Raw genomic sequence first — 22,444 nt, 5'->3', positions numbered from 1 at the left:
CAAATCGCACAGCGCTGTAGCCCCGGTAAGCGAGAGCGCCACCGGGGATTTTGCGGCCGTTACGCCAGCGCTTTGCTGATCTTCTCGAACAGATCGCCGGAGAGATTCTCCAGCCCTTTCAGCTGTTCCAGCGCCGCACGCATCTTGGCCTGACGTTTCTCATCGTAGCGTTTTAGACGAATCAGCGGCTCAATCAGACGCGACGCCACCTGCGGGTTGCGGCTATTGAGCTCGGTCAGCATTTCCACCAGGAACTGGTAACCGCTGCCGTCTTCGGCGTGGAACGCCGCCGGGTTGCTACTCGCGAAGGCGCCGATCAGCGAACGTACGCGGTTCGGGTTACTCATCGTGAATGAACGGTGCTTGAGCAAGCCGCGTACCGTCTCAACCACATTGGCCGCCGGGCTGGTGGACTGCAGGATGAACCACTTGTCCATCACCAGGCCGTCCTGGTGCCACTTATCGTCATACTCCTGCATCAATGCATCACGGCACGGCAACTCCGCCGCCACCGCCGACGACAGCGCAGCCAACGCGTCGGTCATGTTGTCAGCATGGTGATACTGGGCTTGCACCAGCTTATCTGCCAGTTCAACATCGCCAAAAGCCAGATAGCGCAGGCAGGTATTGCGCAGGGAACGTTTACCGATATCGGCATGGTCTACGCGATAGCTGTCGAGCTTGTTGGCGTTGTAAACCACCAGCAGCTCATCGGCCAGCTCTTTCGCCAGCGTACGGGTCAGCGCTTCGCGCACCGCCGCGATGGCAATCGGATCGATGATGGTGAACAGTTCGGCGATTTCGTTGGCCGACGGCAGCGTTAAAATTTCCGCCGCCAGCGCCGGATCGATCTTCTCGTCGAGCAGGATCGCGCGGAAAGCGTCAGCGACGTGGATCGGCAGCGACAGCGGCTGCCCCTGCTGATGACGGTTAACGTTGAGCTTGATGTAGGTCGCCAGCAGGCTCTGCGCGGCATCCCAACGCGAGAAATCGTTACGCGCGTGGCGCATCAGGAACGTCAGCTGCTGGTCGCTCCACTTATATTCAAGTTTGACCGGCGCGGAGAATTCACACAGCAGCGCCGGTACCGGCTGGAAGTAAACGTTATCAAAGACGAACGTCTGTTCCGCCTGGGTGACATTCAACACGTGGTGCACCGGATGGCCGCCCTTCTGCAGCGGGATCGCTTTGCCTTCGTTATCGTACAGCTCGATACTGAACGGGATGTGCAGTGGCTGCTTGTCGGCCTGTTCCGCGGTCGGCGGCGTACGCTGGCTGATAGTCAGGGTGTACTGCTCGGTTTCCGGGTTATAGTCGTCATGCACGGTAACGACCGGCGTGCCGGACTGGCTGTACCAGCGACGGAAATGCGACAGATCGACGTTCGAAGCATCTTCCATCGCCTGCACGAAATCATCGCAGGTGGCGGCGCTGCCGTCGTGGCGCTCAAAGTACAATTGCATTCCTTTCTGGAAATTGGCTTCGCCGAGCAGGGTGTGCAGCATACGGATCACTTCCGCGCCCTTTTCGTAAACCGTCAGGGTGTAGAAGTTGTTCATCTCAATAACCATATCCGGACGGATCGGGTGCGCCATCGGGCTGGCGTCTTCAGCAAACTGCAGCCCACGCATGGTACGAACGTTGTTGATGCGGTTCACCGCGCGCGAGCCGAGGTCGGAACTGAACTCCTGATCGCGGAATACGGTCAGCCCTTCTTTCAGGCTAAGCTGGAACCAGTCGCGACAGGTCACGCGGTTGCCGGTCCAGTTATGGAAATATTCGTGACCAATGACGCGCTCAATATCGAGGTAATCTTTATCGGTCGCGGTATCGGTACGGGCCAGCACGTATTTAGAGTTAAAGACGTTGAGGCCTTTGTTCTCCATCGCCCCCATATTGAAGAAGTCGACGGCGACGATCATATAGATGTCGAGGTCATATTCGAGACCGAAACGGGTTTCGTCCCACTTCATTGAATTCTTCAGCGAGGTCATCGCCCACGGCGCGCGGTCGAGGTTGCCGCGGTCAACGTACAGTTCAAGGGCGACTTCACGCCCGGAGCGGGTGGTGAAGGTGTCACGCAGCACGTCGAAATCGCCGGCCACCAGCGCGAACAGGTAACAGGGTTTTGGGAATGGATCCTGCCACTGGATCCAGTGACGGCCATTGTCCAGCTCGCCCTGCGCGACGCGGTTGCCGTTGGAGAGCAGGAACGGATATTTCGCTTTATCGGCAATGATTTTGGTGGTGAAGCGCGCCAGCACATCCGGGCGGTCGAGGTACCAGGTAATGTGACGGAAACCTTCTGCTTCGCACTGGGTACATAGCGCTTCGCCTGACTGATACAGGCCTTCCAGCGCGGTGTTCGCCGCCGGGCTAATTTCGTTGACGATAGTCAGGGTGAAGCTGTCCGGCAAACCGCCAATCACCAGCTGATTATTTTCTTCTTTATAGTCGTTCCACGGCTGGCCGTTCACCTGCAGTGAAATCAGGGTCAGGTCTTCGCCATCCAGACGCAATGGCACATCAGACGCAGCCGCGTGACGGGAAACCTTACTCTCGGCCGTGACAACGGTTTTCGCGGCATCCAGGTCAAAGGTCAAATCAATATCGCTAATCAGATAATCCGGCGCACGGTAGTCGTGGCGGTATTTGGCTTGGGGCTGTTGTGTCATAAAAAACCTTTAGCGTGTCTGTAAAGTATCGGCTCCAGTCTATTCCTGTTGCGCAGATCGCGCTATGCAGAATCTTCATCTTTTCAACGTTCAACACGAAAATCGCTACATATTGATAACACATGAGGCACGAAATGCGCTCGACCCGGCGCAAAGCTTGTGGTGTGATCCGTGTTCAATATATTAAACTAGGCCTCGCAAATGACCGTCAGCGTTACCGTCGAGCCATCGCAGCAGGACAGCACCGGGTATTAAAGGTATACTCCGCCTCCTTTTTTCTGCTTTGGTTTGAATGGAACGCCCCAGTGAGAGGATGCTACTGCGCACCATGACACAATTCACTTCTCCTGTACTGCACTCGCTGCTTGATACGGATGCCTATAAGCTGCATATGCAGCAGGCCGTCTTCCACCGCTACTATGATGTGGAGGTGGCGGCAGAGTTCCGCTGCCGCGGAGACGACCTGCTCGGCATCTATGCCGACGCGATTCGCGAGCAGGTTGAAACCATGCGCGACCTGAAGCTGCAGGACGATGAGTATCGCTGGCTGTCCACCCTGCCGTTCTTCTCGCAGGACTATCTCGCCTGGCTGCGCGACTTCCGTTACGACCCAAGTCAGGTCACCGTCATCAACGATCATGGTAAGCTGAATATTCGCCTCGCCGGGCCGTGGCGCGAAGTGATCATGTGGGAAGTGCCGCTGCTGGCGGTCATCAGCGAACTGGTGCACCACTACCGTTCGCCGGAAATCAGCGTCGGCCTGGCGCTGGAGACGCTCGAACATAAGCTTGCCGACTTCGCCGACATGACCGCCGACATCGATATGTCGGCATTCCGCCTGATGGATTTCGGCACCCGCCGCCGCTTCTCCCGCGAAGTACAGCAGGCTATCGTGCAGCGCTTGCAGCAGGAGCCGTGGTTTGTCGGCACCAGCAACTACGATCTGGCCCGCCGATTGAATTTAACCCCGATGGGTACCCAGGCGCACGAATGGTTCCAGGCCCACCAGCAGATCAGTCCAAACCTGGCCAGCAGCCAACGCGCGGCGCTTGCCGCCTGGCTGGCGGAATATCCGGATCAGCTGGGTATTGCCCTGACCGACTGCATCACCATGGACGCTTTCCTGCGTGATTTCGGTCCTGAATTCGCCACCCGCTATCAGGGGCTGCGCCATGACTCCGGGGATCCGCTGGAGTGGGGCGAGAAAGCAATCGCTCATTATCAGAAATTGGGTATCGACCCGATGAGTAAAGTGCTGGTGTTCTCCGATAACCTCGACCTCGGCAAAGCGGTCGATCTGTATCGCCACTTCTCCTCGCGGGTGAAGCTCAGCTTCGGTATCGGCACCCGTTTGACCTGCGATATCCCACAGGTTAAACCGCTAAATATCGTGATAAAACTAGTAGAATGTAACGGCAAGCCGGTGGCGAAACTCTCCGACAGCCCGGGTAAAACCATCTGCCACGATAAGGCGTTCGTCCGCGCCCTGCGCGAGGCGTTTGACCTGCCGCCGATTAAAAAGGCGAGTTAATTTCAACAAGGAGCCTGGCAGGCTCCTTTTTCTTTATTAATTATTATCAAATTATCCCTTTATGATGCGAATTCTGCTTGTCTGATGGAAGATGACAGGTAACATAGATATCCCCCCGTTGCAGGGGAAGAGACTTTTTTATTGGACTATATAGAGAGAATATTATGAGCGTTGTGCCTGTAGCCGACGTACTCCAGGGCCGCGTTGCCGTTGACAGCGAAGTCACCGTGCGCGGATGGGTGCGTACCCGCCGAGATTCTAAAGCTGGCTTTTCTTTCCTCGCCGTCTATGACGGTTCCTGCTTTGATCCTGTACAGGCCGTTATTAATAATTCTCTGCCCAATTACAATCAGGAAGTGTTGCGCCTGACCACCGGCTGCTCGGTTATCGTCACCGGTAAAGTCGTGGCCTCCCAGGGTCAGGGACAGAGCTTTGAAATCCAGGCCTCCAATGTGGAAGTCACCGGCTGGGTTGAGGATCCGGACACCTACCCGATGGCGGCGAAGCGCCACAGCATCGAATATCTGCGTGAAGTGGCGCACCTGCGTCCGCGCACCAACCTGATTGGCGCGGTAGCGCGCGTACGTCACACCCTGGCGCAGGCGCTGCACCGTTTCTTCGACGAACAGGGTTTCTTCTGGGTATCCACCCCGCTGATCACCGCTTCCGATACCGAAGGCGCCGGTGAAATGTTCCGCGTATCAACGCTGGATCTGGAAAACCTGCCGCGTAACGACCAGGGTAAAGTCGACTTCGATAAAGACTTCTTCGGTAAAGAGTCGTTCCTGACCGTTTCCGGTCAGTTGAACGGTGAGACCTATGCCTGCGCATTGTCCAAAATCTATACCTTCGGCCCAACCTTCCGCGCCGAAAACTCCAACACCAGCCGCCACCTGGCGGAGTTCTGGATGCTGGAGCCAGAGGTAGCCTTCGCCAGCCTCAACGATGTTGCCGGTCTGGCGGAAGCCATGCTGAAGTACGTCTTCAAGGCGGTGCTAGAAGAGCGTGCGGATGACATGAAGTTCTTCGCCGAGCGCGTAGATAAAGACGCCATCGACCGTCTGCAGCGTTTTGTCTCTGCTGATTTCGCCCAGGTTGATTACACCGACGCCGTCACTATCCTGGAAAACTGCGGCAAGCAGTTTGAGAACTCGGTGTATTGGGGCGTGGATCTCTCCTCCGAGCATGAGCGTTATCTGGCCGAAGAGCACTTCAAAGCGCCGGTGGTCGTGAAAAACTATCCGAAAGACATTAAGGCGTTCTACATGCGCCTTAACGAAGACGGTAAGACCGTCGCCGCAATGGACGTTCTGGCGCCGGGCATCGGCGAAATCATCGGCGGGTCCCAGCGTGAAGAGCGTCTCGACGTGCTGGACGCGCGTATGGCCGAAATGGGTCTGAATAAAGAAGATTACTGGTGGTATCGCGACCTGCGTCGTTACGGCACCGTACCGCATTCTGGCTTCGGACTGGGCTTCGAGCGTCTTATCGCCTACGTAACCGGCGTACAGAACGTTCGCGACGTGATTCCTTTCCCACGTACGCCACGTAACGCCACATTCTAATCGCGTTTCGCTAAAACACGGACAAGGCCGGCGCAAGCCGGCCTTTTTTTATGTCAATTTTCGTGAACGAATTTCAACAAACTTAAACATCAACCTTCACAATTCGTAATTATGTTACTCACTATTTCCTTACCCTTCGTACGTAGATTTCGCACCTTATGTTAAGACACAAGTGAATACACTGATTGATTTGATTATTTTTTAATCATTCTGCGCACGTTATGCAAAAATAGCGTCTGAGCAAAAAAGGGACCGAATTGAGCTAAAAAATAATCAAATCTGTCTTTATCGAAAATATTCATAACTAATTCATATAGATATATATGAGAAGGTGACAATCTTCGCAAAGTGGAACGGAATTTTGATTGAGTTCACAAAGTTCCAAAAAATACACATTTGGTTACATGTTTTTTCTTCTAGTAACCAATTTACGATATTGGTAGCATTTTCCGGCTAGCGAAACGGCACTACCGATGGAAAGATGCCTTCAGACACCAAACTATCTTCAATAGTTCTGTAAATTTTCATTGACGGAAATTATTGCTGGCGGTGGCAAGTGTCATATAAAAAATATTAATGAGGGTAATAAATAATGATGAAGCGCAATATTCTGGCAGTGGTGATCCCTGCCCTGCTGGTAGCCGGTGCGGCCAACGCTGCGGAAATCTATAACAAAAATGGTAACAAACTGGATTTCTACGGAAAAATGGTTGGCGAACATGTCTGGACCACCAATGGTGACACCAGCAGCGACGACACCACCTATGCCCGTATCGGCCTGAAAGGCGAAACCCAGATCAACGACCAGTTGATCGGTTACGGCCAGTGGGAATACAACATGGATGCGTCCAACGTTGAAGGTTCCCAGACCACCAAAACCCGTCTGGCTTTCGCCGGTCTGAAAGCGGGTGAATATGGTTCATTCGATTACGGCCGTAACTACGGCGCCATCTACGATGTTGAATCCGCAACCGATATGCTGGTTGAGTGGGGGGGCGACGGCTGGAACTACACCGATAACTTCATGACCGGACGTACCAACGGCGTGGCCACCTACCGTAACTCAGACTTCTTCGGTCTGGTGGACGGCCTGAGCTTCGCGCTGCAGTATCAGGGTAAAAACGATCACGACCGCTCCATTCGCAAACAGAATGGCGACGGTTTCAGCACCGCGGCAACCTACGCGTTTGATAACGGTATCGCGCTGTCTGCAGGTTACGCTAACTCCAACCGTAGCGTTGACCAGAAACGTGACGGCAACGGTGACAAAGCTGAAGCATGGGCAACCTCTGCCAAGTACGATGCTAACAACATCTATGCCGCAGTTATGTACTCCCAGACTTACAACATGACGCCGGAAGAAGATGACCACTTCGCGGGCAAAACTCAGAACTTCGAAGCCGTAGTTCAGTACCAGTTCGATTTCGGTCTGCGTCCGTCCCTGGGCTACGTGCAGACTAAAGGTAAAAACCTGCAGGCTCGCGGTGGCTTCGGCGGCGGCGATGCGGACCTGGTTAAATACGTAGAACTGGGTACCTGGTACTACTTCAACAAAAACATGAACGTGTACGCGGCGTACAAGTTCAACCAACTGGATGATAATGCCTACACTCGCGCAGCTGGCGTAGCCACCGACGACCAGGCTGCGGTTGGTATCGTTTACCAGTTCTAATCTGTAGTACACCCCTTCGTGATATGCCTAAAAAGCAGGACTTCGGTCCTGCTTTTCTGCGTTACTAAGACGAAGATCGTAACTTGCAAAAACCTTCTCGCTTTTTGTCGCAAACGGTTGGCAATTTGTAAATCTACCGTTACCCTGATAGCGGATTTCCCTCAGTAATCACAATGGAACCTCGTCATGTTTGAGAACATTACAGCCGCCCCTGCCGACCCTATTCTGGGCCTGGCCGATCTGTTTCGTGCCGATGACCGCCCAGGCAAAATTAACCTCGGAATTGGTGTTTACAAAGATGAGACAGGTAAAACGCCTGTTCTGACCAGCGTAAAAAAAGCCGAGCAATATCTGCTGGAAAATGAAACCACCAAAAACTACCTCGGTATTGATGGTATTCCGGAGTTTGGTCGCTGCACTCAGGAGCTGCTGTTCGGTAAAGGAAGCGCAATTATCAACGATAAGCGCGCCCGCACCGCCCAGACCCCAGGCGGTACCGGCGGCCTGCGCGTTGCGGCTGATTTCCTTGCCAAAAACACCGACGTTAAACGGGTATGGGTAAGCAATCCAAGCTGGCCAAACCATAAAAGCGTTTTCGGCGCCGCCGGGCTGGAAGTGCGCGAATATGCTTATTATGATGCCGCCAACCACCAGCTTGATTTCGACGGCTTGCTGGCCAGCCTGAACGAGGCGCAAGCGGGTGATGTCGTACTGTTCCACGGCTGCTGCCACAACCCAACCGGCATCGATCCGACGCTGGAACAGTGGCAACAGCTGGCGCAAATGTCTGCTGAAAAAGGCTGGCTGCCGCTGTTTGACTTCGCCTACCAGGGCTTCGCCCGCGGTCTGGAAGAAGACGCTGAAGGCCTGCGCGCGTTTGCCGCTCTGCATAAAGAGTTGCTGGTCGCCAGTTCTTACTCGAAAAACTTCGGCCTGTATAACGAGCGCGTTGGCGCCTGTACGCTGGTTGCCGCCGATCAAGACACCGTCGATCGCGCGTTCAGCCAGATGAAAGCGGTGATCCGCGCCAACTACTCTAACCCGCCGGCGCACGGCGCCTCCGTGGTGGCGACGATTCTCAGCAACGACGCGCTGCGCGCCATCTGGGAACAAGAGCTCACCGATATGCGCCAGCGTATTCAGCGCATGCGCTTACTGTTTGTGAATACCCTGCAGGAAAAAGGCGCCAGCCGCGACTTTACCTTCATCACCAAACAGAATGGGATGTTCTCATTTAGCGGCCTGACCAAAGAGCAAGTACTTCGTCTGCGTGAAGAGTTCGCTATTTATGCGGTCGCATCCGGGCGTATCAACGTTGCCGGCATGACGCCTGATAACATGTCGCCGCTGTGCGAAGCCATTGTCGCGGTGCTGTAATTTTCAGCCGTGACGCATAAGAAAAAGGCCGCAGACGCGGCCTTTTTTATTTCTTTGAGGTCAGGCATTACCAGACCGGCATTTCATCCTGCAGGAACGGATTGTGAAGTCGCTCATATCCCAGCGTCGACAAGGGGCCATGACCGGGGATAAACGTCACGTCGTCGCCCAATGGCAACAGCTTACGTTTAATCGCATCAATCAGCTGGCCATGGTCGCCGCGCGGGAAGTCGCTGCGCCCTACTCCGCCTTTGAAAATCACATCGCCGGAAATCAGCAGACGAGAGGCATCGTCAAAGAAAACCACGTGCCCCGGCGTATGACCTGGACAGTGCAATACCTGCAAAGCGATATTGCCGACGGTCACCACATCGCCTTCATTTAGCCAGCGGTCCGGCTGCAACGGCTGACACTCATCCAGCCCGAACATACGGCTTTGCGCCGGCAATCCTTCCAGCCAGAACTCATCTTCTTTTTCCGGTCCAATAATTGGCACACCGTAATGTTGCGCCAGCTCGGCTGCGGCGCCGACGTGATCCAGGTGACCATGCGTCAACAGGATCTGCATCAGGCTGACGCCTGCCGCCGCCACTTCTTCCTTGATGCGCTCGGCATCGCCGCCAGGATCGACCAGCGCGGCAAGCCGGGTTTGTTCACACCAGATTAAAGAACAGTTCTGGGCGAACGCCGTGACCGGAATAATACGATAGTTCATGATGCTCCTTTCGTTACCAGTGCCGTACCGGACCGGTATCAATATGCACAAAGTTGCTACGTGGGTAGTATCCTACACCACCTGAGCGCATAGATAACGCCGCTTTGCGAATATTGCTTAAGGCAACGCCTTCAATGTGGAAATCCATCGCCTGGCCTTTGGTGTGATAGCTGTGTTTCGCTACACCACGGCTTCGTGCGCGAAGTTCATCGTTGGTATCGACGGAGCGATAACCGGAGATGAGCTGGACAGGCTTGTTGGTGCCGAGTAGTCCCTGCAGGCGATAAAGCTGATCGAACAATCCTGGGTCAATAGACTTAATTTTGTTCGCGCGGAAATCACGGAAAAAGTGGTTAAGTCTTGCTAATTCATCCTGAATATAGCCTCTACCATCGAAAAACTCCGCCTTGAGTGATTCACCGGTGTGCAGGTTATTCAGCGTCAAAATACGCGGTCGGGGGGTCGAGAGGGTGGCAAATGCCGGCGCAGGGAGAATGGCGGCAGCACCGAGGGCAGCGCCACCCAACGCCAGCAATCTGCGGCGATTAGCGTCAAATTTGTCCATGATAATCAGGTCTACAGGTAAATGAATCGTAATATACTTTTCCGCTAAAATGTCCTTGGCTGGGTCGTATTGACCGCCGCAACACATTTTTGCGGATTATATGTATATGCACTTCTGGCGCACGAAAGGCACCTTACCGGGCATTATTGCCAACGTCAAGGCAGCCTCACCCCAGGAAATACGGGCCTTGTAGACGACCAGGGCCCGATTTCGTTCAGTGCTAGGACAACATTTTTCGCAGAACTACTTCATTTACCTGATTAATTGTTCCGCTTTTGGCAGAATTTGTGCGCTGGATCGCGCGGTGAGATCGTAATTGTAAATATCTGTTCGATATTGTGTACGTCCATCAGCGCCAACAAAGGCGGTTAAATAATATAAATTAACCGGAATATTTTGCCGAATATTGACGTAGCGCGTATCCCCCTGCTTCAGCGCGTCGGAAATACGTGAATCATTCCAGCCCGCATCCTGCAATAGCATATTCGCCAGTTCAGAGGCTTTATTGACGCGAACGCAGCCCGAGCTCAACGCGCGAACATCTTTCTGGAACAGATTGTGGTTCGGCGTATCGTGGAGATAAATAGCATCCGAGCTTGGCATATTGAACTTATACCGCCCCAGCGAGTTGCGTGCGCCCGGCGCCTGCTGGAAACGGAACGGTAGATTCTTCTCGGTGATGGTAGACCAATCGACACCATACGGATCGATAGCTTCTTTGCTGTTCCAGCCGCGCATCAACGTATAGCCATGCTGCTCCAGATAGCCCGGATTGTTACGCACCTTCGGCAGAATATCTTTGCGCGCCAGCGTCGGCGGCACGTTCCACGGCGGGTTGACCACCACGTTGTTCAACGCGCTGCTCATCATCGGCGTTTTACGATCCGGACGACCGACAATGACCCTCGATGCCAGCACCTGACTGCCGTCCTGATAGTAGACCAGCGAGAACGCTGGAATATTGACCATGATGCCGGTGGACAATTTGCTCGGTAGCAAACGCAGACGCTGGATATTCAGCGCCAGCACCCCGGCACGCTGCGCCGAAGAGACGTTCAGCCAGTCGCGGGTGGACTGGCCGATGACGCCATCAGCGCCCAGCCCCTGCCAGGCTTGAAAGCGCTTAACGCCTTCTACCAGTTGGCGGTCGTAAACGCCGCGCGCGGCAGATTTTGCTTTCGATTTCGGTTTCGCCGATGGGCTAACCACATCGCCCGGTAAGGCGATTTTCGCCGAATCATCCAGCATGCCGGTACGCTGCAGGATTTCACGCAGCGCGCCGATATCGTTACTCCACTCTCCCGGACGAAGCGAGGCGTTGCTGGTCAGTTGTGGCCACGGACGGTTATCCGCCACCAGCGTCAGCAGCGCCTGATGCATTGCTTCATATTGTGAATGTTGTGGCGCCAGTCCGGCAATAAACTGCGGTAGCGAACCGTTATCCAGCGCCAGCTGCCACTGGTTAATCACCGACAGCGGCGGCGTCGCCATTTTGTACGGCGTTGAGCCATACAGCCAACGGTTCCCCTGCATCGGAATACCGCTAATAAAATGCAGATATCCCATCATGGCGTCGGAAAGCACGACATCGCGAGCCATGCCGCTGACGGACGGATCCGTCAGCAGGCTCACCCAGGTGGTGAACTGCGGCTGGAAACCGGCGATAGCGACCTCTGCCAGCTGCTGCTGGAAGGCCTGTACCGCTTCGCGGTTCTCCCACATGGGTTTCATGTCGCGGGCAGCGTATAGCGCAACCAGCGGGTTGATATAAACCGGATGATAACCCGACGGCAGTAAGGCCTCGATTTCAGTGCGGCTTTTCGCCACCGCATCCGCCGCCAGCGGCTGCTCGCCGGCCATTTGCGCGACCGCAGCGGATTGACCGTCGTTTTGTACTAATGCCGAAGAAAGATCGCCCACCGTCGCAGAGCTATCTGTGGGTATGACTTCAGGCTCTGCGGCCTGGACATTGAACAGCGGAGCAAATGCAAAAGCCAGGCTCAAGCTGAGCACTGACAATTGACGACCATACCGTTTTTTTAGCAACATCCCTTGCCCCCTGTTGACACATTGCCGCCCGCCAAATGGGGCTTTCTCTCAGTATATAAAGGCGAAAACGCTTTTGCCTTGCCAAATGTAAAGAAGTTTAAAGATCACATGTTGTAAGAATACTGTACAGAAAAACAAAAAGGGCGACAAATTGTCACCCTTTTTCCTATTAATCGACGCCCTTTCAGGAGGCGTCAGCGGTTCCAGGCAGCGCTTCCGGTACCGGCGCGGCAAAACCGCGCAGCCCGACAACGTGTACATGTTCGTGATTATTGAACACTTTACGCACCAGTTTATAGGTGGTGCCTTTTTCCGGGCTGATATTTTCCGGAGCCGCGATAATCAGCTGCATCTCCAGACGTTCGCACAGTTCGAACAGCGTGGCGATAGAGCGAGCATCCAGACGCGCAGCTTCATCGAGGAACAGCAGACGGCAAGGCGAGATATCCTTGCCGCGCAGGCGACGGGATTCATCTTCCCAGCTCTGCACCACCATCACCAGAATCGACATCCCGGTGCCGATCGCTTCACCGGTCGACAGCGCGCCGGACTCCGCACGCAGCCAGCCGTCTGAACCACGGTTAACTTCCACTTCCATCTCCAGATAGTTGCGGTAGTCGAGCAGTTCCTCACCGATGGTTTGCGGCGTACGTTGCCCCATGTCAATCTGCGGATTCAGGCGCTGATACAGTTTGGCCAGCGCTTCCGAGAAGGTCAGGCGATTGCTGTTAAACAGATCCTGATGTTGCTCATGCTGTTCAGACAGGACATCCAGCAGCGTCGAGTGGGTCTCGCGCACGTTGACGTTCAGACGCACGCTGTTGACCTGGCCGAACGATACGCTCTGCAGCCCCTGGTTGAGCATGCGAATACGGTTCTGTTCACGCTGGATGGTCTTGCGAATGATATTCGCCACGCTGCGGGAGCTAATTGCCAGCTTCTGTTCGCGGTTGGTCAGCTCTTCGGTCAGACGGCTGAGCTCGATTTCCATCTGCTCGATCGCTTCTACCGGATCGTCAGTGCGAATAATATCCTGGCGGATTCGCTCGCGCAGATGCTGATAAACCGCAACGAAGAACTGAATTTTGCGCTCCGGACGTTTCGGATCTTCCGAAATACGCAGGACGTCTCGCAGGTGTTCGTTATCGGCGACCGCCAGACGCAGCGCGCCCAGCGCCTTATCCGACATCGAACGCAGTTCGTCGGCGGAGAGATAGGCCAGCTCGCGGCGGTGCAGACGACGTTCCACGCCGTTGTCTTTCACCAGACGCATCACCGCGCACCATCCCGCTTTAGCGCTCACCACCTGCTCGCGCATTTCGCAGTAATCGCGCTCCAGCTTGCGCAGTTTGCGGGTCAGGTTGTCCATCTCCGCTTCGCAGAAGGTCAACGCTTTCTCCAGCTGATTACGGCGGGAGCGGTTGTTGCTCAGCTGCATATGCAGCTCATCACGACGCGCACGCGCACGCTCTTCCGCGCCGGCATCGGCACGTACGCCGATATCCTGCAATTCTTTATACAGATCGTTGAGCAGCTCTTTCTTGGTGTCATACGAGCTTTTCAGCGATGCCAGCACCTGGTTGTACTGGTTCAACTGCGCAACGTGGCTACGCATCGCTTCGCGAGCGCGGCTACGTTCGGATTCTGCTTGTTGCAGGCGCTGGCGCAGCTTTTCGTTGAGATCGCTGTTGCCGCTGAGCATCTCCGCCGAGTCAGAGTAGCTGAAGTGGGCGCGGCGCTGCACGACTTCCGCCAACGCGAAAGCCTGCTGGCGCGCATCGCGCTGCATTTGCTGTGAGTAGGCATAGTCTTCTTTCAGCTGTTCGAACTGTTCCGGGTCGCTCTGCAGTACCGAGACGATCGGTTCCAGTTTCGCCAGCTGATTGCCATGCTGCTGGATAAAGCGCGCCGCTTCCTGCGCTTCGTCCAGACGCTCCTGGATTTCATCTACGCGATCGGCCAGCGTCTCATCGGCCAGCAGATTCAGACGCGGCAGCAGGCGGTTAAGCGCCGACACGCCCTCTTTCGCCTGCTCGTACTGGACGCGGTTCTGCTGGTTATCACTTTCATGCGCATTCAGCGCACGCTCGAGTTCGCCGCGGCGGCTATTGAGTTTACGGATCTCTTCTTCCGGATCGTCATCGAAGGCAACCGCCAGATGGCTACCGATGAAGCGGCTGAAGGCCTGATGCAGGCGCTGCGTTTTCTGCACGTCAAACGACAGCGTAGCAAAACGCTCGGAGAGACTTTCACGCTCGGCGTGCAGCGTTTCGATGCGGTTTTCACGGGCGGCGCGGCCAAACAGCGGCAGCGTCGGGAAGCGCGAATAGCGCCACTGGCGGTCGGCAATCTTCACCACCACCGCTTTTTCCAGCTCATCGACGCTGAATACGCTGTCATCGAAGGACTGCGGATCGCCTTCGATCAGATACAGGTCTTCCGGGCAATCTTCCAGCCCTTCGAGCTGCTCCGCCACCTGTGACAGATCCGGAACCACGATCGCATGGCGCGATGGGCCATACAGCGCGGAGAAGTACGGCGCATCGTCGAGGCTAACGTCGTCATAGATTTCCGACAACAGCACGCCGCCAAAGCGCTCCGCTAGCGCGTTCAGACGCGGGTCTTCAGAGCCGCCCGGTTGGCTAAGACGCTCAATTTCTTCGTCAATGGCGCGCTTGCGGGCGCCGACTTCATCGCGCTCAACAATGGCTTCGCGCTCGCGCTCCAGCAGCTGCTGCAGGTATTCGGTGACGTCCTGGCTTGATTCAAACTGCTCGCCGCACTGCTCGCACAGTTGGTTGAGGCTGTTTTGCGCCGCCAGCCAAATCGGCGCCCGGCGCATCAGCGTCTGGGTACGAGACTGCAGCTGCTCAAGCTCCTGACGCAGAGCCATGCGCTGTTCCTGAGCGTTAGAGACGCTGTCGGCCAATGAGGCAATGCGCGCTTCCAGCTCCTGATGCAGCGTTTCCAAATCGTCAATATCGTAGCGTTTGCCCTGGCGCTTACAGAATTCGGCCAGCTGGCGCTCGGCGTCTTGTTGTTCACGCAGACGCTGTTCCAGCTCGTTGAGACGGCTACGCAGCCCATGCGCCTGCTCCGCCAGATGACGCTGGTTGACGCCGTCGCGTAGTAATTCACGCGCCACATCCCAGGCTTCATTACGCGCCAGCGGCCCGTTGATCGCCGCAACCAGCTGATATGCTTGTTCAAACTGGCTGTGCGCGGTTTGCGCCACGCTCATTTTCTGTTCCAGCGACAGCATTTTTTCCGTCGCTTCCAGCTCTTTCGCCTGGAACGTTTCCAGCCATTCGTCGGCGCTGTCGGCGGTTAAATCCGGCAGGTGACACAGCGCGCGCGCGCGTTCCAGCGCCTGTAGCGCCTGATTGTACTGAATGGCGCGAGTCTGCTGCACGTCGAGCGCCTGCTGGTAATCGGCGAGCTGGCTTTTCAGCTCATCCACTTCCAGTTCGGCGGCCTCGGCGCGGGCTTCGTTCTCTTCCTGCTGGTCGGCGGCTTCCGCCACCACTTCATTTTGCTCTTCCAGACGGATCTGCAGTTCGTCGAGATCCGCCTCGTAGCGCTCGATTTTTTCCTGCTGACGCAGCGCGGTTTGTACCAGGTTCAGGTGATCGCTGGCGGCCTGGTAGTCGGCTTCCAGATCGCCCTCTGCGCCGTTGTGCTCCTGCAGCTCGCGTGCCATATCGACATGTTTGTACTGCTCTGCCGCCAGCTGCGAACGCGAGGTAAAGAGCTCGCGACGGTACTCCAGCGCTTTATCCAGATGGATGCGCCGCTCGTTGGCGTGACGCATGTAGTCCGCCGCCACGTAGTTGGTGGCTTCACTGATAAGGTGCTTAAACAGATCGCGATCGGACTGGGTAACGCGAATCGCTTCCAGCGTCATACGGTTTTCACGCAGCGCCGCTTCCATATCCTGGAATGCCTTACGTACGCCGCTGTTTTCCGGCAGCAGGTAATCGCGCAGGGAGCGGGTAATGGTGCTGGAGATCCCGCCGTACAGCGAGGCCTCAATCAGGCGGTAGTATTTGCTACGATCGGATGCTGAACGCAGACGACGCGCTACCACGCCCAAATCAAACATCAGCGAGTGATATTCGGTAATCGAGTTAAACTGTTTGAACTGCACCCCTTCCATCGCGTCGAGCTTCTCTTTCAGCTCGTTGAGGCTCACGACGCGCGCCTGGCGCTCGTTAAGGGTTTCGGTCAACAGTTGGGTCGGCTGGATCGAGGTTGGCAATCCCTGGATGGCAAATGGCTTAATATCGACTTTACGGTCGCGCCCGGCAACCTGCTGCAGACGCACGCCAACCACCACGCGCTGGTGGCGCGAGTTGATCACGTCAAGCACCGAGTAACAGACGCCGGCGCGCAGTTTACCGTGCAGGCCTTTATCGCGCGAACCGCTGGTAGCGCCCGCTTCGGTGGTGTTACGGAAGTGCAGCAGGGTTAAATCCGGGATCAGCGCCGTGACGAAGGCCGCCATGGTCGTGGATTTACCGGCACCGTTACCCCCGGAAAGGGTGGTTACCAGCTCATCAAGATCGAAGGTCCGGGCAAAAAAACCGTTCCAGTTAACCAGCGTCAGCGAGCGAAACTTACCGCGTTCAATCATTATTCTTCCTCCCCGCTATCCGGCTGATTCTCTTCATTCTCATCATTGAGCTGCAGGTGATTCTCCAGCGCCATCGCTTCGCCGTCGCGGATCATGCGCAGCTGCGCTTCGCGCGGATCGTCGCCAACGCGCACGTCAGCGCCAAAGCGGAATACCGATTCGGTGATGCGGAATTTACTGCTGTCGTGGCCCATAAACCACACCATGCCGAGGCGGCGCAGGCGGTTGAGGGACGCGCGCATTTTTTCCTGCAGCTTCTGGCGGTCGAGGTCGGAACCGGTGGAACGGTTGTTGACCAGCTTCAGCAATTTGCTTTCGTCCGCCAGCGTCAGCAGCTCATCGTAGAGCTCTTGCTGAGTGAAGATGCCTTCATTAGCCAGACGTTCGGGGCTGAGGTAGAGGTAGCACAGAATTTTGCCGACCATCATATCCAGCTCTGATAATACCGAGCGCGGGATCAACGTCGTGGAGCGCGGACGCAGGTAGAAGAACCCCTCCGGCGCGCGAATCAGCTCAACGTTGTAGCGCGCGTAAAACTCTTCCAGGTAATCCTGAAAATCCATCAAAAATGCGTGATTATCCAGCTCATCCAGGCCAATGTGGCGGCCCGCACGCAGGGCGCTGTCCAGCGCCGGAAATAACGGATTGGCCAACGCCTGCGCCAGCTTAGCTGGCATCACTTGTTCAATATTTGTCAATGACATGCGCCTGTACCTTGGCTCCGTAATCATTAATCGGCTGCCATTTTGCCGGCAGTCCGGTGAAATCTGCCTGGGCGACGCCCAGCTGTACCGCCTGGTCAACAACGATTCGCGCGACGTCAAAGTGACGCGCGCGCGGATACTGCGCCAGAAACTCTCGCGCCACCAGGCCGAGATCCAGCGGCATACCCTTCTCTTTGTAGACCGCCAGCTGCGCTTCAATCAGCGCGGCCAGCTGCTCGCGAATTTCGTTGAACTCTTCGAATTCAAGGTCTGCCGGCAGCTCGCCGGTGACTTCTTCATCGCGCAGCGCCATCTCTTCATCGCGCATATCCAGCAAACGGTCGGCGCTGGCATAGGTCAGCGCCCACGGAGCGTCGAAGTAGGTCTGTACCGACTGACGCAAACGCTGGGCGAACACGCGGTTTTTATCCATATCGATGGCGGTACGGATAAATTTATGTACGTGACGATCGTAACCGATCCACAGGTCGATAGCCTGTTGACCCCAGCTGACAATACGGTCGAGCTTGCTTTGCAGGTCGAACACCAGACGGTCGACAAAATGCAGATCGTCGCGCGCGATGGTGGCGTCCTGGATACGCAGCAGGTTGGCCTGCAGCTTATCGCCCGCCGCATCCAGAGTATCTTGCAATTCGCGCAGAGTACCGGAGGTTTCGGACAGCAACAGTTCGCAGCTGGAAATCGCCGCGCGCCAGTCTTTGTTCAGCAACTGAGCGATATCGTCTTTCACCTGCTGTTGCTGCTCATCCATGATGCGTTGAGTCAGATCGATACTATCGAAGATTTCCGCCACCGAATATTTCAGCGGCGCAAAGACGTTGCGATGCCAGTGGAATTCATCGCCGCCCTCATCCGCGGAATCCGCAGCCCGCTTCAGTTCGCCGGCCACAATCGACAGCTGCATCGACAAACGCAGGGTGGAGAATTCACGCTGGCGAATATAGTAGTCGGTAATGCCAATACCTAACGGCGTCAGGCGGTAGATCGCATTCCCTTCCGTTATTTCGCTGGTAAAGCGGTTCAGCAGACGCTGGCGCACCATATCGTTGATGGCGTTATTGGCGCGCTGGCTGATGGTTTCGCTGGTCTGCTCAAACGCATCACTGACGTGGCGGAACGCGTCCACCAGTTCTCCCTCGGTCATTTCCCCTTCCAGCCGCTCGCCGTTCAGCGTGGCGACAGCCAGCAGAAAAGAGAGTCTGTCGACCGGCAGCGAGATGGAAAAATCATTTTTCCTGGCCCAGGCAACCAGTTCGGGGACTGTCTGGGAAAATTCACTCATAGTTTATCCTTGCATCTGCGGCTGTGCGCCTGGATCTTTCTTAAGCGCAGTGACATGAATATAGCGGCCCAGGCTGATATACGGCTCCTGGCGACAGTAGCGCGTTTCCAGCTCCAGCAGCGCAGTAAAGCTGTCATGCTGTTTACGTTTCTCACGCAGATAATCATGAAACACCCGCACGCCGGTTTTACCGGTTATCTGCCAACCGAGAGCTTCCAGCCAGCCGTATACCTGCTGCGGATCGCGCGGATAATCCGGCGACAGCGTGCGTTTTTTCTTTTTCGGCATGCCGATTTGCACGTAGTCGAAGTTTCCCGCAACCATATTGTGCATCAGCAGGCCGTTAGCATTGTAGAACATTAACGACAGCGCGCCGCCCGCGCGCAATACCGACCACAGCGTGCGCAACATTTCCTGCGGTTCCGCGACCCACTCAAGCACCGCATGAAACAGTATCAGATCGACGGGGCTTTCCAAATGCTGAGCAATATCCTGCGCCGCGCATTGTACAAAATGCATGTTGTCGATCACACCTTTATCGCAGGCGGCCTGCTGAGCACGAGCCACCATTTCGGCGGAAAGATCGCATAGCGTCACGTGATGGCCTAATTCCGCGACGCGGATCGCCGTTTGCCCTTCGCCGCCGCCGGCATCAAGTACCCGCAACGGCCCTGGCCCCATCTGCGCGAGCAGCGGTTCCAGATCCTGCCAAAGGATCGCCTGGCGCAGTTGGCCTTTGGTGGTGCCATAAATATTGCGCGAAAACTTTTCAGCGATGTCATCAAAATTGCGATCCTGCACGGACGACTCCACAAGCCAACACAAAACCGCTATTTTGTCATACCCACGGCGATAATGAAGCGATCTGTTATAAGATCCGTATATAACTTTGGTTATATGGTTAAAAAAGGAACCATTCGGGATGCTTTTCACACTGAAAAAGGTATTGGGCGGCATGATGCTGCCGCTTCCTCTGCTGTTATTGCTGATGGCGATCGGCATCATTCTGCTATGGCGCAGCCGTTTTCAAAAAACCGGCAAAGCGCTGGTCACCCTGAGCTGGCTGTTGCTGACGCTGTTAAGCCTGCAGCCGGTGGCCGACGGGTTGTTAAAACCTATCGAAAAAAGCTACCCGACCTGGCGTGGCGGCCAATCCGTTGAGTATGTCGTGGTGCTGGGCGGCGGCTATACCTGGAATCCGCAGTGGGCGCCGAGCTCCAATCTGATCAACAACAGCCTGCCGCGGCTGGCTGAGGGGATCCGGCTGTGGCGGGAAAACCCAGGCGCGAAAATGATCTTTACCGGCGCGGCGGCCAAAACCAACCCGGTTAGTACCGCCGAGGCGGGGGCGCGCGTCGCCGAAAGCCTCGGCGTACCGCGCAGCGCGATTATCGTCCTTGACCGACCAAAAGATACCGAACAGGAGGCGGCTGAAGTAAAAAAAGCCATCGGCGGCGCGCCATTCCTGCTGGTGACATCCGCCTCGCATCTGCCGCGAGCGATGATATTTTTCCGCCATGCCGGACTGAATCCATTACCGGCGCCAGCCAACCAGTTGGCGGTGGAATCGGCGCTTAACCCCTGGGAACGCGCGCTGCCGTCACCGTATTGGCTGATGCACAGCGAACGCGCGATTTACGAGACCCTGGGACGAAGCTGGCAGTGGCTGAAGGGAGCGTCAGGCGATCCAGGGCAGGATTGATTTCGCGGCAAGCGAGAAACGGGCGCGATCGAAGCGCCCGGTATTCACCAGATTTTCGACTTCATCCCATAACTGATATAGCCAACGCCGCCAGACGAAAGACTCCGCTACCGGCGCCCGCTGCAGGTAGCGCCATAGTAACTGCTCCCCTAATCCGCCGTCGGCGAGGCGGAACAGTTCGTACTCCCGCGGCGCCCACAGCATCATCCCCGGACCGACCATCGCCAACAGCTGATCGCTGCGCGCGTCTTTGAGCATACTTCGTAGCGTAAAGCAGCCATGGACCAGTACGCAGTTATCGTTGAAATCGCTAAACAACTGCGGCAGGCTCTCACGACTGCGGAATAAAATGCGCTTATCCTGCATCGTTAGCCCGGTGTCATGATAGAGGTTGAGCGTGCTCCACAGCATTTCTACCCGCTGGCGATACCAGTGCGGCCAGAGGTTTTCCTGAGTGCTATCGACCATCCCCACACAGCCGCCGCTATCATGCCGATGCCACGCCAGTAACCCCTCGACAATCTGATCCTGCAGCTGCTCCCAACGCTCGGGCGTGCGCGCTGGCGCTTCCACTGAAACGCCGCGTAACCGTTCAATGAGCAATACGTCAGGTCCCGGATGTTCTTCATGCGTCATGACGCCGTATACCACCGGCATACGAACGGTGCCGCTACGGGCAAGCAGCGAAATTTTCCACGCCAGCTGGCGCGCCACGCCGGGCGTGGTAAAGCTTTTCGCCAACAGCGGCATTGGGTTTCCCTGCGCATCATACAGCGACCATAGCGCTGACGAGGGTTTCTCGCTAACGCACTCCACGCGGCTTAGCTTCTCGCCAAGCAGGTGGCTCAGTTCGGCTCGCAACTGTTCCATCATAGATACCCTCATGAAGACTACTGTTTTCATAATGAGCGTCTGGGGGCGACTTGTCAGCGGATAAGATCAAAAATGGGCTAATTAGAGGCAGAAATATGTCCCCTTCAGCCGAAGGGGACGGCAAGGATTAACGCAGCTCGGCGCGGACGCGCTCCAGATCTTCCGGCGTATCAACGCCGGTGCCAGGAACCACTTCCGCCACCGCGACGTGGATTTTTTCGCCGTACCATAGTACGCGCAGCTGTTCGAGCATCTCAATTTGCTCCAGTGGGCTTGGCGCCCAGCTGACGTAGCGGCGAATAAAACCGGCGCGATAAGCGTAAATACCAATATGGCGCAGCAGGGAATCACCAATTTCTTCGCGCGATTTTGCAAAACGATCGCGATCCCAGGGAATAGTCGCTCGAGAAAAATAGAGCGCATAGCCGTCGGCATCCATGACCACTTTGACCGCATTCGGGTTAAATGCTTCTTCGGCATCGTGGATAGGCACCGCCAGCGTTGCCATCCCGCTGGTGCTGGCCGCAAGGTTTTCCGCCACCTGGCGCACGATCGCCGACGGGATCATCGGTTCATCACCCTGAATATTGACGATGATAGTGTCATCGCTGAAAGCACATTTTTCAACGACTTCCGCCAGACGTTCGGTGCCGGACTGATGATCGGCGCGGGTCATGCAAACCTCGCCGCCCGCGGCTTCAACCGCACGCGCGACATCTTCATGATCGGTGGCGACGATAATGCGATCCGCGCCGGATTCGCGGGCGCGTTCCAGTACATGGACGATCATCGGCTTACCGTTGATATCCTGCAGAGGTTTCCCCGGCAGGCGCGTGGAGGCAAATCGCGCGGGAATAATGACGACAAAACTCATGGCTGGCTCTCTTCTACCGCGAGCGAGCGCGCTTCGTTTTCAAGTAGTACCGGGATCCCGTCGCGCAGCGGGAAGGCCAAGCTGTCGGCTTTGCAGATAAGCTCTTGCTTATCCTGGCTGTAGTACAGCTTACCGTTACAAACCGGGCAGGCGATAATTTCGAGTAAACGGTGATCCATGATTCCTCCTGATGGACCGAATAGATT

General features: G+C 55.9%; 15 protein-coding genes and 1 pseudogene. 5 read left to right on the top strand and 11 right to left on the bottom strand.

What is annotated here, in order from left to right:
• Positions 1-59: 59 nt before the first annotated feature.
• Entirely contained in the window at positions 60-2,675 is a 2,616-nt protein-coding gene (pepN, locus tag ABLV08_RS07700) for an aminopeptidase N (protein WP_015704896.1), read from the bottom strand.
• Positions 2,676-3,003: 328 nt separating this feature from the next.
• Between pepN and pncB the strand changes: the two genes are divergently transcribed.
• The 4 genes from pncB to ABLV08_RS07680 all read left to right on the top strand — a co-directional run bounded on the left by pncB (position 3,004) and on the right by ABLV08_RS07680 (position 8,820).
• Positions 3,004-4,206: a nicotinate phosphoribosyltransferase gene (pncB, locus tag ABLV08_RS07695; protein WP_015704895.1), complete on the top strand. Its 1,203-nt coding sequence runs from the start codon at positions 3,004-3,006 to the stop codon at positions 4,204-4,206.
• A 164-nt stretch (positions 4,207-4,370) separates the two neighbouring features.
• Positions 4,371-5,771, top strand: coding sequence for an asparagine--tRNA ligase (gene asnS / locus ABLV08_RS07690; protein ID WP_348855706.1), 1,401 nt, complete (start codon positions 4,371-4,373; stop codon positions 5,769-5,771).
• Between the two features lie 592 nt (positions 5,772-6,363).
• Positions 6,364-7,443: a porin OmpK35 gene (gene ompK35, locus ABLV08_RS07685; RefSeq protein ID WP_015367453.1), complete on the top strand. Its 1,080-nt coding sequence runs from the start codon at positions 6,364-6,366 to the stop codon at positions 7,441-7,443.
• 186 nt (positions 7,444-7,629) lie between these two features.
• Entirely contained in the window at positions 7,630-8,820 is a 1,191-nt protein-coding gene (locus tag ABLV08_RS07680; protein WP_015367454.1) for an amino acid aminotransferase, read from the top strand.
• Positions 8,821-8,887: 67 nt separating this feature from the next.
• Here ABLV08_RS07680 and ABLV08_RS07675 read toward each other — a convergent pair whose 3' ends face one another.
• The 7 genes and pseudogenes from ABLV08_RS07675 to cmoM all read right to left on the bottom strand — a co-directional run bounded on the left by ABLV08_RS07675 (position 8,888) and on the right by cmoM (position 19,590).
• Positions 8,888-9,535: an MBL fold metallo-hydrolase gene (locus ABLV08_RS07675; RefSeq protein ID WP_015367455.1), complete on the bottom strand. Its 648-nt coding sequence runs from the start codon at positions 9,533-9,535 to the stop codon at positions 8,888-8,890.
• Positions 9,536-9,548: 13 nt separating this feature from the next.
• A complete protein-coding gene (locus tag ABLV08_RS07670; RefSeq protein WP_015367456.1) occupies positions 9,549-10,100 on the bottom strand; it encodes a YcbK family protein in 552 nt (183 codons plus the stop codon).
• A gap of 252 nt (positions 10,101-10,352) precedes the next feature.
• Positions 10,353-12,149 carry a L,D-transpeptidase gene (ldtD, locus tag ABLV08_RS07665; RefSeq protein ID WP_348855705.1) on the bottom strand — a complete coding sequence of 599 codons (1,797 nt, stop codon included), beginning with the start codon at positions 12,147-12,149 and terminating at the stop codon, positions 10,353-10,355.
• A gap of 184 nt (positions 12,150-12,333) precedes the next feature.
• Positions 12,334-16,782 (bottom strand): chromosome partition protein MukB, encoded by a 4,449-nt coding sequence (gene mukB / locus ABLV08_RS07660; protein ID WP_045367465.1) that lies wholly within the window; start codon positions 16,780-16,782, stop codon positions 12,334-12,336.
• The gene (mukE, locus tag ABLV08_RS07655) at positions 16,782-17,486 is read right to left on the bottom strand and encodes a chromosome partition protein MukE (RefSeq protein WP_015367459.1); all 705 of its coding nucleotides are present in this window, start codon (positions 17,484-17,486) and stop codon (positions 16,782-16,784) included. The genes mukB and mukE overlap by 1 nt, the downstream gene beginning before the upstream one ends.
• Positions 17,467-18,789 carry a chromosome partition protein MukF gene (gene mukF / locus ABLV08_RS07650; protein ID WP_015367460.1) on the bottom strand — a complete coding sequence of 441 codons (1,323 nt, stop codon included), beginning with the start codon at positions 18,787-18,789 and terminating at the stop codon, positions 17,467-17,469. Before mukF ends, mukE begins: the two co-directional genes overlap by 20 nt.
• Positions 18,786-19,590 (bottom strand): annotated as a pseudogene (gene cmoM / locus ABLV08_RS07645) (tRNA uridine 5-oxyacetic acid(34) methyltransferase CmoM). Before cmoM ends, mukF begins: the two are co-directional and overlap by 4 nt.
• A 121-nt stretch (positions 19,591-19,711) precedes the next feature.
• Between cmoM and elyC the strand changes: the two are divergent.
• Positions 19,712-20,491: an envelope biogenesis factor ElyC gene (gene elyC, locus ABLV08_RS07640; protein WP_015704890.1), complete on the top strand. Its 780-nt coding sequence runs from the start codon at positions 19,712-19,714 to the stop codon at positions 20,489-20,491.
• On the opposite strand, the gene ABLV08_RS07635 is transcribed toward elyC, so the two are convergent.
• The 3 genes from ABLV08_RS07635 to ycaR form a co-directional block, all read right to left on the bottom strand.
• Positions 20,468-21,361 (bottom strand): YcbJ family phosphotransferase, encoded by an 894-nt coding sequence (locus ABLV08_RS07635; RefSeq protein ID WP_032706173.1) that lies wholly within the window; start codon positions 21,359-21,361, stop codon positions 20,468-20,470. The two genes, elyC and ABLV08_RS07635, sit on opposite strands and share 24 nt — an antisense overlap.
• Positions 21,362-21,491: 130 nt before the next feature.
• On the bottom strand, positions 21,492-22,238 hold the full coding sequence (kdsB, locus tag ABLV08_RS07630) for a 3-deoxy-manno-octulosonate cytidylyltransferase (protein WP_015367464.1): 747 nt from the start codon (positions 22,236-22,238) through the stop codon (positions 21,492-21,494).
• Positions 22,235-22,417: a protein YcaR gene (ycaR, locus tag ABLV08_RS07625; RefSeq protein WP_015367465.1), complete on the bottom strand. Its 183-nt coding sequence runs from the start codon at positions 22,415-22,417 to the stop codon at positions 22,235-22,237. The genes kdsB and ycaR overlap by 4 nt, the downstream gene beginning before the upstream one ends.
• Positions 22,418-22,444 lie beyond the last annotated feature (27 nt).

Source organism: Klebsiella sp. CN_Kp088, from assembly GCF_040064335.1.
Lineage (GTDB): Bacteria > Pseudomonadota > Gammaproteobacteria > Enterobacterales > Enterobacteriaceae > Klebsiella > Klebsiella aerogenes.
The sequence above is the reverse complement of the archived record's forward strand: the minus strand, read 5'-3'. Positions and strand labels throughout refer to the sequence as shown.

Excerpts from the sequence above, each read along its gene's own strand:
- pepN (WP_015704896.1), bottom strand. The coding sequence starts at position 2,675 with ATGACACAACAGCCCCAAGCCAAATACCGCCACGACTACCGTGCGCCG.
- pncB (WP_015704895.1), top strand. The coding sequence starts at position 3,004 with ATGACACAATTCACTTCTCCTGTACTGCACTCGCTGCTTGATACGGAT.
- asnS (WP_348855706.1), top strand. The coding sequence starts at position 4,371 with ATGAGCGTTGTGCCTGTAGCCGACGTACTCCAGGGCCGCGTTGCCGTT.
- ompK35 (WP_015367453.1), top strand. The coding sequence starts at position 6,364 with ATGATGAAGCGCAATATTCTGGCAGTGGTGATCCCTGCCCTGCTGGTA.
- ABLV08_RS07680 (WP_015367454.1), top strand. The coding sequence starts at position 7,630 with ATGTTTGAGAACATTACAGCCGCCCCTGCCGACCCTATTCTGGGCCTG.
- ABLV08_RS07675 (WP_015367455.1), bottom strand. The coding sequence starts at position 9,535 with ATGAACTATCGTATTATTCCGGTCACGGCGTTCGCCCAGAACTGTTCT.
- ABLV08_RS07670 (WP_015367456.1), bottom strand. The coding sequence starts at position 10,100 with ATGGACAAATTTGACGCTAATCGCCGCAGATTGCTGGCGTTGGGTGGC.
- ldtD (WP_348855705.1), bottom strand. The coding sequence starts at position 12,149 with ATGTTGCTAAAAAAACGGTATGGTCGTCAATTGTCAGTGCTCAGCTTG.
- mukB (WP_045367465.1), bottom strand. The coding sequence starts at position 16,782 with ATGATTGAACGCGGTAAGTTTCGCTCGCTGACGCTGGTTAACTGGAAC.
- mukE (WP_015367459.1), bottom strand. The coding sequence starts at position 17,486 with ATGTCATTGACAAATATTGAACAAGTGATGCCAGCTAAGCTGGCGCAG.
- mukF (WP_015367460.1), bottom strand. The coding sequence starts at position 18,789 with ATGAGTGAATTTTCCCAGACAGTCCCCGAACTGGTTGCCTGGGCCAGG.
- elyC (WP_015704890.1), top strand. The coding sequence starts at position 19,712 with ATGCTTTTCACACTGAAAAAGGTATTGGGCGGCATGATGCTGCCGCTT.
- ABLV08_RS07635 (WP_032706173.1), bottom strand. The coding sequence starts at position 21,361 with ATGGAACAGTTGCGAGCCGAACTGAGCCACCTGCTTGGCGAGAAGCTA.
- kdsB (WP_015367464.1), bottom strand. The coding sequence starts at position 22,238 with ATGAGTTTTGTCGTCATTATTCCCGCGCGATTTGCCTCCACGCGCCTG.
- ycaR (WP_015367465.1), bottom strand. The coding sequence starts at position 22,417 with ATGGATCACCGTTTACTCGAAATTATCGCCTGCCCGGTTTGTAACGGT.